Origin of the sequence: Mesorhizobium sp. M0018, from assembly GCF_040323955.1 — a bacterium.
GTDB lineage: Bacteria > Pseudomonadota > Alphaproteobacteria > Rhizobiales > Rhizobiaceae > Mesorhizobium.
Window position 1 is genome coordinate 255,627 of record NZ_JAMYVL010000003.1, and the last position, 12,437, is coordinate 268,063.

10 protein-coding genes are annotated in these 12,437 nt (G+C 64.8%); 7 read left to right on the forward strand and 3 right to left on the reverse strand.

Annotated elements, in window-relative coordinates; all coding sequences use genetic code 11:
- The first annotated feature begins 11 nt into the window (after nt 1–11).
- From NKJ81_RS05825 to NKJ81_RS05850, 6 genes are read left to right on the forward strand one after another with little or no spacing between them, the layout of a single operon-like run.
- Nucleotides 12–872, forward strand: a complete 861-nt coding sequence (locus NKJ81_RS05825) for an FAD binding domain-containing protein (RefSeq protein ID WP_352539932.1) — start codon at nt 12–14, stop codon at nt 870–872.
- The gene (locus tag NKJ81_RS05830) at nt 872–3,628 is read left to right on the forward strand and encodes a molybdopterin-dependent oxidoreductase (RefSeq protein WP_352539933.1); all 2,757 of its coding nucleotides are present in this window, start codon (nt 872–874) and stop codon (nt 3,626–3,628) included. Before NKJ81_RS05825 ends, NKJ81_RS05830 begins: the two co-directional genes overlap by 1 nt.
- The gene (locus NKJ81_RS05835) at nt 3,625–5,169 is read left to right on the forward strand and encodes a 6-hydroxynicotinate reductase (protein WP_352539934.1); all 1,545 of its coding nucleotides are present in this window, start codon (nt 3,625–3,627) and stop codon (nt 5,167–5,169) included. Before NKJ81_RS05830 ends, NKJ81_RS05835 begins: the two co-directional genes overlap by 4 nt.
- On the forward strand, nt 5,166–6,041 hold the full coding sequence (locus NKJ81_RS05840; RefSeq protein ID WP_352539935.1) for a UPF0280 family protein: 876 nt from the start codon (nt 5,166–5,168) through the stop codon (nt 6,039–6,041). Before NKJ81_RS05835 ends, NKJ81_RS05840 begins: the two co-directional genes overlap by 4 nt.
- The gene (locus NKJ81_RS05845; RefSeq protein ID WP_352539936.1) at nt 6,034–6,618 is read left to right on the forward strand and encodes an amino acid synthesis family protein; all 585 of its coding nucleotides are present in this window, start codon (nt 6,034–6,036) and stop codon (nt 6,616–6,618) included. The genes NKJ81_RS05840 and NKJ81_RS05845 overlap by 8 nt, the downstream gene beginning before the upstream one ends.
- Nucleotides 6,615–7,076, forward strand: a complete 462-nt coding sequence (locus tag NKJ81_RS05850) for a MarR family winged helix-turn-helix transcriptional regulator (protein ID WP_352540033.1) — start codon at nt 6,615–6,617, stop codon at nt 7,074–7,076. Before NKJ81_RS05845 ends, NKJ81_RS05850 begins: the two co-directional genes overlap by 4 nt.
- 68 nt (nt 7,077–7,144) lie before the next feature.
- On the opposite strand, the gene NKJ81_RS05855 is transcribed toward NKJ81_RS05850, so the two are convergent.
- The 3 genes from NKJ81_RS05855 to NKJ81_RS05865 are packed head-to-tail and all read right to left on the reverse strand — an operon-like array spanning nt 7,145 to nt 11,000.
- Nucleotides 7,145–8,110, reverse strand: coding sequence for a substrate-binding domain-containing protein (locus NKJ81_RS05855; protein ID WP_254815861.1), 966 nt, complete (start codon nt 8,108–8,110; stop codon nt 7,145–7,147).
- Nucleotides 8,107–9,420, reverse strand: a complete 1,314-nt coding sequence (locus tag NKJ81_RS05860; protein ID WP_023676963.1) for an ABC transporter permease — start codon at nt 9,418–9,420, stop codon at nt 8,107–8,109. The genes NKJ81_RS05855 and NKJ81_RS05860 overlap by 4 nt, the downstream gene beginning before the upstream one ends.
- The gene (locus NKJ81_RS05865; RefSeq protein WP_352539937.1) at nt 9,417–11,000 is read right to left on the reverse strand and encodes a sugar ABC transporter ATP-binding protein; all 1,584 of its coding nucleotides are present in this window, start codon (nt 10,998–11,000) and stop codon (nt 9,417–9,419) included. The genes NKJ81_RS05860 and NKJ81_RS05865 overlap by 4 nt, the downstream gene beginning before the upstream one ends.
- A 217-nt stretch (nt 11,001–11,217) precedes the next feature.
- Here NKJ81_RS05865 and NKJ81_RS05870 point away from each other — a divergent pair, with 217 nt between their 5' ends.
- Nucleotides 11,218–12,237 carry a LacI family DNA-binding transcriptional regulator gene (locus NKJ81_RS05870; protein ID WP_254815864.1) on the forward strand — a complete coding sequence of 340 codons (1,020 nt, stop codon included), beginning with the start codon at nt 11,218–11,220 and terminating at the stop codon, nt 12,235–12,237.
- The last annotated feature ends 200 nt before the right edge of the window (nt 12,238–12,437 follow it).

Genomic DNA, 12,437 nt, shown 5'->3' on the forward strand with positions numbered 1-12,437 from the left:
GAAGGCAAAGCGTGATCCGTTACGCAAAACCCACCACGGTCGACGACGCCCTCGCTTTGCTGGGCGAAGGGCAATGGCGCATCCTCGCCGGCGGCACCGACTTCTATCCGGCACAGGGCAGCAAGCCTTTCCGCGACAATGTCCTCGATATCAATGGGCTGGTGGCATTGCGCGGCATTGCCGAAGCCGAAAACCATTGGCTCGTCGGCGCGCGCACCACCTGGACCGATCTCGTCCGCCATCCTCTGCCGGCGGCTTTCGACGCGCTGAAGCAGGCGGCGCGGGAAGTCGGCTCGGTGCAGATCCAGAACGTTGCCTCGATTGCCGGCAATCTCTGCAACGCCTCGCCGGCCGCCGATGGCGTGCCGGCGCTGCTGGTGCTCGATGCCGAAGTCGAACTGCGTTCCGCTGTGGCGACCCGGCATCTGCCCCTTGCAGAATTCATCCTCGGCAACCGTCGCACCGCACTGCAGCCCGGCGAAATGGTCACGGCAATCCGCATTCCCAAACCCGCGACCGCCGGCAGCTCCGCCTTCGTGAAACTCGGCGCGCGGCGTTATCTCGTCATCTCCATCGCCATGGCCGCCGCACGCCTGGCCGTCGAAGATGGTATGGTCAGGAACGCGGCCGTCGCCGTCGGTTCCTGCTCGGTTGTCGCCAGGCGCCTGGCGGGTGTCGAGGCGGCGCTACGCGGCCGGCCCGTCGGCCACGCGCTGGCCACTGCGATCCAATCCGCACCGATGGACGAGCTGTCGCCGATCGGCGACGTGCGCGGCAGCGCCGAATATCGACTGGACGCTGCGCGCGAGATCGTCGCCCGCGCCGTGCTTGGTGCGATGGGCGCTGTTCCCGACGAAAGGGCGGCGGCCTGATGGGCATGGAGCGCGCCGACATCGCCTTCGAAGTCAACGGCGCCGCCGTCAGCGTTTGTGTGCCGCCGGTGCGGCGGCTGTCCGCGGTGCTGCGCGACGAGTTGCGGCTGACCGGCACCAAGATCGGCTGTGATGCCGGCGATTGCGGCGCCTGCACGGTGCTGGTCGACGGCAAGCCGGTCTGCGCCTGCCTGATGCCCGCGGCTTCCGCCTCCGGCACCGTGGTGACGACCGTCGAAGGCCTCGCCAATGGCCGGTTGTCGGCGCTGCAGGCTTCGTTCCTCAGCCATGGCGCAGCGCAATGCGGCGCCTGCACGCCCGGCCTGCTGGTCGCGGCAACGGCACTCCTGGACAGGACGCCTTGCCCGAGCGAGGCCGAAACGCAGGATGCACTGGGCGGCGTGCTCTGCCGCTGTACCGGCTACCGCAAGATCGTCGCCGCGGTGATGGATGCTTGGCGCCACGCCGACGGCCCCGATCAGCGCATGCCATCCTCTGGCCATGCCGTCGGCTCCTCGCCGATCCGCCTCGATGGCCTGCCGAAAGTCACTGGCGGCGAAAAATTCGGCGGCGATTCCTTCCCCGCCGATGCGCTGTCGGTGCTGGTGGTCCGCTCACCGCACTATCATGCCGCCTTCAGCTTCGGCGATCTCGGCAGCTGGGTGAAATCCCGTCCCGGCATTGCCGGCGTCTTCACCGCCGCCGACATTCCGGGAAAGAATTGTTTCGGCGTCATCGCGCCCTTCGCCGACCAGCCGGCGCTGGCCGAAGGGGTTTCGCGCTTTCGCGGTGAGGCGGTGGCGCTGGTTGCCGGCGAACGCGAGGCTATCCTCGATCTCGACCTTGCCGATTTTCCTGTCAGTTGGACAGAGTTGCCGCATTTTCTGGAAACTGGCGAAGCGCAGGCCGGCGGTGCGCAACTGGTCCATGAAAACCGGCCCTCGAACCTGCTCACCTCCGGCTTCGTCGAGCGTGGCGACCCGGAAGCCGCGCTTGCCGGTGCGGCTTTCGTCGTTTCCGGCGCCATCGACACCTCCTATGTCGAGCACGCCTATATCGAACCGGAAGCCGGCTATGCCTTCATGGACGGCGACACGCTGGTCGTCGTCGCCTGCACGCAGGCGCCCTATATGGACCGTGACGACACGGCAAAAGTGCTCGGCCTTGCCCCGGAAAAGGTGCGCATCGTGCCGACCGCCACCGGCGGCGGCTTCGGCTCCAAACTCGACGTCTCGCTGCAACCGCTCATCGGCCTCGTCGCCATGAAAACCGGCCGGCCGGCGGCGCTCGCCTACAGCCGCACCGAATCGATGATCTCGACCACCAAGCGCCATCCGGCTCTGATGAGAGCGAGCATCGGCGCCGATGCCGGCGGCCGCGTCACCGGCATGGTCTTCGCCGGCGATTTCAACACCGGCGCCTATGCCAGCTGGGGGCCGACGGTCGCCAACCGCGTGCCGGTGCACGCCTCCGGCCCCTATGCGACGCCGAACTATCGTGCCGAAGGCCGCGCCATCCACACCAACGGCCCGATTGCCGGCGCCTTTCGCGGTTTCGGCGTGCCGCAGGCGACGATCATGCAGGAGACCCTCTATGACGACCTGGCCGACAAGCTCGGCATGGATCGGCTCGACTTTCGCCTGAAGAACTGCCTTCGGAACGGATCCGAAACAGTCACCGGGCAGCGGCTCGAGTCGGGCGTCGGCATCGCCGACTGCCTCGAGGCCCTCCGTTCACATTGGCAGCGTGCCCTAACTGACGCCGACGCGTTCAACGCCCGTAGCAGCAGCGAAAGAAAACGCGGCGTCGGCGTCGCCTCTTGCTGGTACGGCTGCGGCAACACCTCGCTGCCCAATCCGTCGACCATCAAGGTCGGCATCTTGGCATCGGGCGAAGTCGTCCTGCATCAGGGTGCGGTCGATATCGGGCAAGGCTCGAACACTGTCATCGCGCAGATCTGCGCCGATGCGTTGGGTCTTCCGCTCGAAAAATTCATGCTGAAAGGCGCCGACACGGCGATCACTCCCGACGCCGGCAAGACCTCGGCCTCGCGCCAGACCTTCGTCACCGGCAAGGCCACCGAAAAGGCCGGCCGCGCCTTGCGCGAGGAGATCTTGCGTTTCGCCAATGTCTCGGAAAAGGCGGCGATTGCGCTGGACGGCACAAGCCTGAGCATCAGGGAAGGCGAAGCGACGCGCCGCGTCGATCTTTCCTCGCTGAAGGCAGACCCCGAAGGCTTTGTCTTTCGCGCCGAGGAAAGCTACGACCCGCCGACGCTGCCGCTCGATGCCAAGGGCCAGGGCAAGCCTTATGCCGTCTATGGCTATGGCGCGCAGATCGCCGAACTGGAGGTCGACCTCAGGCTCGGCACCGTGAAGCTTATAAAAATCACCGCCGCTCACGATGTCGGCAAGGCCATCAACCCTTTATTGGCAGAGGGCCAGATCGAGGGTGGCATCGCCCAGGGCATCGGCATGGCGCTGATGGAGGAATTCATCCCCGGCCGCACCGAAAACCTGCACGATTATCTGATCCCGACGATCGGCGACGTGCCACCGATCGAGACCATCCTGATAGAAGTTCCGGATCCGGAAGGACCCTTCGGCGCCAAGGGTTTGGGCGAGCATGTGCTGATCCCGACGGCGCCGGCGATCCTCAACGCCATCCGCCACGCCACCGGTGTGCTGGTCACCAAAATTCCGGCGACGCCGACCCGCATCCGCGCCGCCATCCTCGACAAGGAGGCGCGCCGATGAGCGAGCTTGCCGAACGCTTCGAGACCCACGATCCCGGCGAGAAGCTGGTGGCCGAGAAGATCCGCTGCGATGCCTGTCCAGTCATGTGCTACATCGCCGATGGCCGCACCGGCGCCTGCGACCGCTACGGCAATGTTGGCGGCAGGATCGTGCGGATGGATCCACTGACCATCCTCGACCACGCGGCCGAGACCGGCGCCGCAATCGTACCCTTTGCCGAAGAAGGCGAGGCATGGGACGGCGAACTGGTCAACACCGGCCGCCGCTTCGTCACCGCCATCGGCGCCGGCACCACCTATCCCGATTACAAGCCGGCGCCCTTCATCGTCAGCCAGGAGGTCGATGGCGTCGATCTGGTCACCGTCGTCACCGAGGGCATCTTCTCCTATTGCGGCGTCAAGGTGAAGATCGACACCGACCGTCATATCGGCCCCGAAACGGCTACGGTCCGTGCCCAAGGCGAGGCGATCGGCCATGTCACGACCGGCGAATACGGCTCGCAGATGCTGTCGCTGGGCGGCGTACATCATCTGACCGGCGGCTCGAAGGCTGAAGGGCGCACCACCTGCGACGCCATGCTCGCCCTGTGCAACCGCAAACCGGTTGAACTCGTCATCGACGGCGGCGCCACCGTCATCGTCGAAGCCGGCAAGCCGCCGGTCATCGACGGCAAGCTCGAGCAGCGCATGCGCGTCGGCTGCGGTTCGGCTACCATAGGCATGTTCGCGACCCAATGGCGTGGCCTTGTCGACGAGGTGGTGGTGGTCGATGACCACATCACCGGCGTCGTCTCCGAGCATCAGGCCGGCAAGGTGCTTGGCTGGCAGGATACCGGCATCAAGATCATCGGCCGCCGTTCGACGCCGGGCCGTTATTTCAAGGTGTCGGAGCCCGGCCTCGGCTGGGGCGGCACCAGCATTTCCGACCCGCTGTCGATCCTTGGTGAATGGAACGCCAAAAAGGGTGCGCGCCCCGGCATGTCGCTGCTGATGGTCTCGACCACCGGCGAGCAATTCGCCTATTACGAGCTCGACGACGAACTGAAGCCGGTCCAGAAACCGTTCCCGGAGCGGCTGCGGAAGTCGGTCGAACTGATCGAGGACAATTGCGAGCCGGCGCTCTGCACCGTGCTTTTCGTCGGCGGCGCCGGCGGCTCGCTGCGCGCCGGCGTCACCGAGAACCCGGTCAATCTGACCCGCTCGGTGCAGGGCTTGACGACCTATGTGACGGTCGGCGGCGCGCCGGTCTATGTCTGGCCGGGCGGCGGCATCACGCTGATGGTCGACGTCACCCGCGTGCCGGAAGGCGCCTTCGGCTATGTGCCGACCCCGGCGCTGGTGGCGCCGATCGAGTTCACCATGCGCCGCGACGATTATGTCAGGCTTGGCGGCTACGAAGGCGAAATCCGCAGCGTCGACGATATCCTGGCCAAGGGCGGCGAATATCTCAATCCGCGCCGCGGCACGGCCGCACCCCGTGACAATCCCTGGCCGCCGCTGGCGCAGTTGCGTCGCGCGACCGCAAACGGGGCCGGGCGATGAACGGCCCGCAGGCGCATTTGCTCGAGGACGGCCGGAGGCTTCATCTCAATCATGGGCCGATCGACCTGATCGTCGAGGCATTCGGCGAGGCGAGTGAATGCAGCGCCGCATATCGCCAGGCAGTGGCGCGCTTCCAGACAATCCTGCCCGAACTGGTCGAAGAGTTGCCCGAACTGCGGCGCTCGGCCGCCTCGCGGCCACGTGCTTTCGCTGGCCCGACGGCGCGCCGCATGGAAGCGGCGGTCGTTCCGCTAGCGAAACAATTCATCACACCGATGGCGGCCGTCGCCGGCTCGGTAGCCGACGAAGTGCTTGGCGCGCTGCTTGCCGGCCGCCGGCTCGAGCGCGCCTATGTCAACAATGGCGGCGACAGCGCGATCTATCTCGGCCACGCGCAGTCGATGACGCTTGCCATTGCCGGGACAGGTCATGGGTTGGCAGATCGTCTCACGATCCGCCCCGAAGACGGGATCCGCGGTGTCGCGACAAGCGGCTGCCGCGGCCGCTCCTTTTCGCTGGGCATCGCCGACGCGGTCACGGTGCTGGCGCGAACGGGTGCTGAAGCCGATGCCGCCGCGACCTTGATCGCCAACGCCGTCGACCTGCCCGGTCATCCGGCCGTTAGGCGCGTACGGGCGCGCGATCTCGCACCTGACAGCGACCTCGGCGACCGTTTGGTGACGCAGGGCGTGGGGCTGCTTTCCGCCGCTGAAATCGCTATTGCGCTGGAAGGCGGATTTGCCGTTGCCGAGGAGTTTCGGCGGCGCGGCCTGATTGCCGCCGCGGCACTTTTCCTCGGCGGTCAGGCGCGCATCGCAGGTCCGATGGCGCTCGCCAATAAAGTTTTAGAGAGGGAAATTGCTCATGCCTGAGTTTCCGATCCGCAAGATCGCCGTGCTGACCGAAGAGATTTTTCACGAAGGCGGGCCGGTGGCGAAGGTGCCGCGGCGCCGCGCGGCGGCCATGGCTGTGGTCAAGAACCCGTTCGCCGGCCATTACGTCGAGGAACTGCAGAGCGCCATGGAGGATTTGAAGCCGCTCGGGCTGCTGCTCTCCGACAGGCTTATTGCCGCATTGGGCGGCGACGTCAAACAGATCGACGGTTACGGCAAGGGCGCCATCGTCGGCATGGCGGGCGAGCTGGAGCATGGCGCGCTGTGGCATGTGCCGGGCGGCTATGCCATGCGCGAACGGCTCGGCGACGCCAAGGCGATCGTGCCCTCGGCGAAGAAGGTCGGCGGCTTCGGCGCGCGGCTCGATGTGCCGCTCGGCCACATCAACGCCGCCTATGTGCGCAGCCATTTCGATGCCATGGAAATCGGCATCAGCGATGGCCCCCGTCCCGACGAGATCCTGTTTTGCCTCGCCATGACCTGCGGCCCGCGCGTGCACGACCGCATGGGTGGGCTGGCGGCCAAGGACATTAAGGCATGGGATGGGCTGCGGTGAGCGCCGAGGACAATCTGCTCAAGCTGGTCGAGGCCGAGGAGCCTGACGAAAACGACTATCGCTTGCAGGAGCAGGTCGGCTTCATCCTGCGCAAGGCGCATCAGCGCCATGTCTCGATCTTCGCCGCACACATCGCCGATCTGACGCCGCCGCAATTTGCCGCTTTGGCCAAATTGCGCGACGTCGGCGAGACCTCGCAGAACCAGCTTGGCAGCCTGATCGCCATGGATGCGGCGACCGTGAAGGGCGTCATCGACCGGCTGAAAGCGCGTGGCTTTGTCGAACTTAGCAAACACGAAGTCGACAAACGGCGCCTGCAGGTCAATCTGACCGCCGAGGGGCGCGACGCGATCGAGCGGCTGATTCCGCTTGCCCGTGAGATTACGCAGGAAACGCTGGCGCCGCTTTCCGCCAAGGAAGCGGCCATTTTCATGAAGCTGCTGGCCAAGCTGGCTTAATCTGCTGCCTGCCGGCGTTTGGTTGTTGTTCCTGCCGGGCGCTGAACGCCCGGCAGGAAAGCCTCGTCTCAGAGGCCGTTGTCCTTCAGGATCTGGGCGGCATTTTCCTTGGTGATCTTCTGCGTCGGCAGGGTGATGGTCTTTTCCACCTTCTCCCCGTTCAGGAACTTGATCGCCTGCCGCAGCCCTTCGGCGCCCGGCGTCACATAAGTGAACGTCGCCGTCAGCTCGCCATTGGCGACCAGCTGCACGCCTTCATTGGGCAGGCCGTCGATGCCGATGAACTTGATGTCCTTCTCACGTCCGACGTCCTTGGCGGCAAGATAGGCGCCATAGGCCATCGGATCATTGTGGCCGTAGACAAGATCGATTTTCTCGTTGTTGCGCAACGCCGTCGCCATGATGTTGTAGGCCTGGTCCTGCTTCCAGTCGCCCGATTGCTGGTCGAGCAGGTATTTTATGCCTGGCTCCTTGTCGGTGAATTCATGGAAGCCGTCATGGCGGTCGTGTGCCGGCTGGGTGCCCATGCCGCCCCAGATCTCGACGACGTTGCCGGCGGCCTTGCCCTTGCCGCCAAGCAGCTCGACGGCATATTCACCGGCAGCCCGGCCGATCAGCTTGTTGTCGCCGCCGACGAACTGCGTGTAGTCGTTGGTTTCGACGTTGCGGTCGAGCACGAAGACCGGGATCTTGGCATCGATCGCCTGCTGCACGACACCGGTCAGGCCGGCGGATTCTTTCGGTGATACCAAGAGCGCATCGACCTCCTGACGGATCAGGTTCTCGACGTCGGCGACCTGCTTCTCGGTCTTATCCTCGCCGTCGGTGATGATCAGCTCGACTTCCGGATGCTTGGCCGCTTCGGCCAGGATGTCCTTGTTGAACTGGGCGCGCCAGGGTTCGATGGTCGTCACCTGCGAGAAGCCGATCTTCCACTTCTTGTCCTGCGCATGGGCGCCGCCGGCAAGCATGGCGGTCGTGGTCAGGAGTGCCGCTGTCAGCCCGGCGAGCTTCAACAATTCACGTCGTTTCATTTCTTGTTTCCTCCAATATTCAGAGACGCGGTCTCTTGCGACGGCCGCTTTGCCGCGGCCGTTTCCTTGTGCGCTTGCCCGCCGGGCAGTCGCAGATAGAAGAGAAGATCACCGGCACTGCGCTCCTGTACGAGCACGGTACCGATGATGATCATCCCCTTCAGCACCAGCTGAAGGTTCGAATTGATGTTGTGCAGCTGCAGGATGTTGGAGAGCAGCCCGAAGATCAGCACGCCGCAGAACGTCCCGGTGAGGCTGCCGCGTCCGCCCATCAGGCTGGTGCCGCCGATGACCACGGCGGCGATCGCGTCGAGCTCCAGGCCGGCGCCGGCATCAGGCTTGCCTTGCCGGTATTGCGCGACATAGAGCACCGCCGCGATGCCGGCCAGCAGCCCTGACACGGCATAGGTGGCGATCTTCACGCGGCCTGCGGCGATGCCCGACAGCCGCGCCGCCTCCTCATTGCCGCCGATCGCATAGACATAGCGGCCGAACGGGGTGAAGCGCAGCACGGCGCCGTAGATCAGGATGGCGCCGAGGAAGAACAGGCCCGGCATCGGGATCACGCCGAATACCAGCGAGCGCAGCATTTCGAAATCGGCGGTGGCATTCGAGCCGGTGTAGACCGGCAGCACCGCATTGTTCTGGCCGGCTGTCAGCCGGGCGATGCCGAGCGCAGTGACCATCATCGCCAGCGTCACGATGAAGGGCTGCAGCCGCCCGGCGACGATGATGAAGCCGTTGAGCGCGCCGAACAGCAGGCCGACGCAAGGCGCCACCAGCAGCACGCCGAGCACGCCGAATTTTGAGCCCACCTGCGGCAGCAGGAACCACAGCACCAGACTGCACAGGATCACCCCGACAATGCCGGGCGTCACCAGCCCGCGAACGCTGTCCAACCTGATGTCGTGCGTGGCCTGCGCGCCGGCGCGGGATTTTTCGATGTTCAGCAGGATGAAACGAGTGACGAGAATGCCGAGGCAAAGGGCTGCCAGGGCAACTGTCGGCACCCCCAGCACCACCGCCGGCGTCACGCCGGGGACCGTCAGCAGCATGGCGCAGACCACCGTGCAGATAGCCATCAGCGAGCCGACGGAAAGGTCGATACCGCCGGTGATGATCACCGCAGTCATGCCGGTGGCAATCAGCCCGGTGGTCGACACCTGGCGCAGCACATCGAGCAGGTTGCCGTAGGACAGGAAGATGTTGTTGCCCTTGGAGCTGATCGGCGAGCCGAGCACGCCGATCAGGAAGATGGCGATCAGGCCCCAATAGAGCTTCGTCCGGGACAGGATATGCAAAATGCTCATGCGGCAGGCCTCGTCATCGTCCGTCGCGGCGCCGCAAGCCGCATGATGGCCTCCTCGCTGGCTTGCGCGCGGGATAGGATTCCCGTCTGGCGGCCGTCGGCCATGACCAGGATACGGTCGGAAAGATGCAGCAGCTCCGGCAATTCCGAGCTGATGACGGCGATTGCCAGCCCGTCTCGCGCCAGCTTGAAGATGAGATCGTAGATTTCCCGCTTGGCACCGACATCGATGCCGCGTGTCGGCTCGTCAAGCAGCAGCACCCGCGGCCTCGTCGCTAGCCATTTGCCGATGACGACCTTCTGCTGGTTGCCGCCGGACAGCGTGCCGGCCGGCTGCTCGACGGTCTCGCAGCGAATGCCGAGCGCCTTGACGGCGTCCCGTGCCAGCCCTTGCTCACCGGCCAACGAGCGCACGCCGAACCGCGCCAGGGCGCCGACCAGCGGCAGCGCGACATTGTCGGTGATCGAGGCCTCGAGATGGAGGCCCTGCGTCTTGCGGTCTTCCGTGACCAGGGCGATGCCGAGCCGGCGCGCATCGCGCGGCGAACGGATTTCTACTGCCTCGCCATCGAGCCTGATCCCACCGCCGGCACGTCCGCCGCTGGACCCGAAGATGGTTTCCAGGATTTCGGTACGGCCCGAGCCCAGCAGCCCGCCGACACCGAGGATTTCTCCTGCGGCAAGATCGAAGCTGACGCCATCGAGCACGGTGCGCCAACCATTGCGATTGGGCTTCGACAGCGACAGCTCGCTTACGGACAGGACCGTGTTGCCACCGGGGATGCGGTGCTCCTGGGAGGAAGCAAGCAGGTTTCGCCCGACCATCGCCGAAATTATGGCGTCTTCGTCGAGCTTGTCCATCGCCCGCGTCAGGACGTGGCGTCCATCGCGAAACACGGTGACGCGGCTGGCCAGATGCATGACCTCGTCGATGCGGTGCGAAATGTAGACGATCGCCACGCCGCTGTCGGCGAGCTGGCGGATGATGCGGAACAGCCGCTGGCATTCGGCCGGCGAAAGGGCGGAGGTCGGCTCGTCCATGATCAGGATGCGCGCCGACATCGACAGCGCCTTGGCGATCTCGACCAGCTGCTGTTCGCCGACGCGCAAGGCACCGACGCGCGCATCCGGGTCGAGCTCGATGCCGAGCCTTTGCAAGAGCGCGCCGGCAGCGCGGCTGCTCGCCTTGCGGTCGACGATCAGCCCGGCGATCAGCTTCTCGCGGCCGAGAAAGATATTGTCGGCGACGCTAAGTTCGGGAACGAGGTTCAGCTCCTGGTGGATGATGGCGATGCCGGCGCGCTCGGCTTCGCGGACGCCGGCAAAGCGCACCGGATGGCCATCGATACTGACCGTTCCGTTATAGTCCGTATAGACGCCGGACAGGATCTTCATCAGCGTCGACTTGCCGGCGCCGTTCTCGCCCATCAGCGCATGGACCTCGCCGCGCCGCAGTTCGAAGCCGACATCGACAAGCGCGGCGATACCGCCGAAGGACTTGGAGATGTGCTCGGCGCTCAGCACGATCGCCGAGCCGTCCGCCACAACGCCTTGCGCAGGGATGGAATTGCCGTGCTGCATGATAAGGACGGCCTCCCTCCGTCGTCACCGAACACCTCAAACGCTAATCTAAACGTTTCGATCATGTCAAGGCAATATCTGGAGCCTGAGATTGATCCATTTCAATTCTTGCGCAAAATCATAAGATTCCGTACGTATTGCTACCGTGGAGTGGTGAAACGTTTCGAAAATGACAGCGTCAGGACGAAAAAAGCAGCGCAAATTCACTGCCCCGACTATGCTTCATGTGGCCGAGGCCGCGCGTGTTTCCGTGGCCACCGTATCGGCGCTGATCAATGGCACCGCGACCGTCAGCCCCGAGCTCAGCCAGCGGATCGAACAGGCGATCCGCGACATCGGTTATAAGCGCAACGCTATCGCCCGCAGCCTCAAGATGGGCACCACACGCACCATCGGGCTCACCGTCCCACACATCACCAATCCGTTCTTTACCGACGTGGTTTCGGTCATCCAGCAGGCTTTCGACAGGGCCGGCTACGCCGTCATGCTGTGCTGCACCGACGAGCACCTGAACACGCAGGACGACCAGATCAGGCTGCTGCTCGACCGCATGGTCGACGGACTGATCGTCGCGCGTGTCGGTGACGGCGCGATCCTCAAACGGATTGTCGACGACGCCAATGTGCCGGTCGTGCTGCTCGACCGTGTTTGCCAGGGTGTCGACACCGATGCCGTCGTTCTCGACAATCAGCGCGCGGTGTTCGACGCCATCACTTATCTGATCGATCTCGGCCATCGGCGCATCGGCTACATCTCCGGCTCGTTCGATATCTCGCCGATGCATGACCGCATGGCGGGATACCGCGAGGCCCTCCAGGCCGCCGGCCTGCCGGCCGAACCCGAGCTCGTCCGCTTCGGCAACTTCCACGAAGTCGATGGCTACAACGCCACCATGCAGCTGCTTTCGCTGCACGACCGGCCGAGCGCCATCTTTTCGGCCAACAACCCGATGGTGATCGGCACCATGAAGGCCATTCGCGATATCGGCCTGTCCTGTCCGGAGGATATTTCCGTCGCTTGCTTCGACGATTTTCCGTGGTCGGATGTGTTCCGGCCGCAATTGACCACGGTCGCACAGCCCGTGCAGGCGATCGGCGAACAGGCGGCCAATCTGCTGCTCGACCGGCTCGCCGGAAACAGGGATGCGCCGCCGCGCAAGCTGACGCTCAAGGGACGCTTGATGATCCGCAATTCATGCCGTCCGCTAGGTGCGACTGCGCAGAGCGTCAGCGCGTAGCGCGTGGGCTCTGTTCAGAAACTTTGCAATGCCGGACGGACAGCGCTCCCTCTGTCCTGCCGACCCCAGGTCTGCGCAGCCACTACGGGGGTTCGTCGTTCAAAAACCGAGCAAATTGAAGGACGCGGCGCCGATCGGGCCAAGTGGCCAACAATTAGCCAGCCGACAGTCAGGAAAATCTTGGCAATCGAAGCATGTCG

Coding starts and splice junctions, on each gene's coding strand:
- NKJ81_RS05830 (WP_352539933.1), top strand. CDS start 872: ATGGGCATGGAGCGCGCCGACATCGCCTTCGAAGTCAACGGCGCCGCC.
- NKJ81_RS05835 (WP_352539934.1), top strand. CDS start 3,625: ATGAGCGAGCTTGCCGAACGCTTCGAGACCCACGATCCCGGCGAGAAG.
- NKJ81_RS05840 (WP_352539935.1), top strand. CDS start 5,166: ATGAACGGCCCGCAGGCGCATTTGCTCGAGGACGGCCGGAGGCTTCAT.
- NKJ81_RS05845 (WP_352539936.1), top strand. CDS start 6,034: ATGCCTGAGTTTCCGATCCGCAAGATCGCCGTGCTGACCGAAGAGATT.
- NKJ81_RS05855 (WP_254815861.1), bottom strand. CDS start 8,110: ATGAAACGACGTGAATTGTTGAAGCTCGCCGGGCTGACAGCGGCACTC.
- NKJ81_RS05860 (WP_023676963.1), bottom strand. CDS start 9,420: ATGAGCATTTTGCATATCCTGTCCCGGACGAAGCTCTATTGGGGCCTG.
- NKJ81_RS05865 (WP_352539937.1), bottom strand. CDS start 11,000: ATGCAGCACGGCAATTCCATCCCTGCGCAAGGCGTTGTGGCGGACGGC.
- NKJ81_RS05870 (WP_254815864.1), top strand. CDS start 11,218: ATGCTTCATGTGGCCGAGGCCGCGCGTGTTTCCGTGGCCACCGTATCG.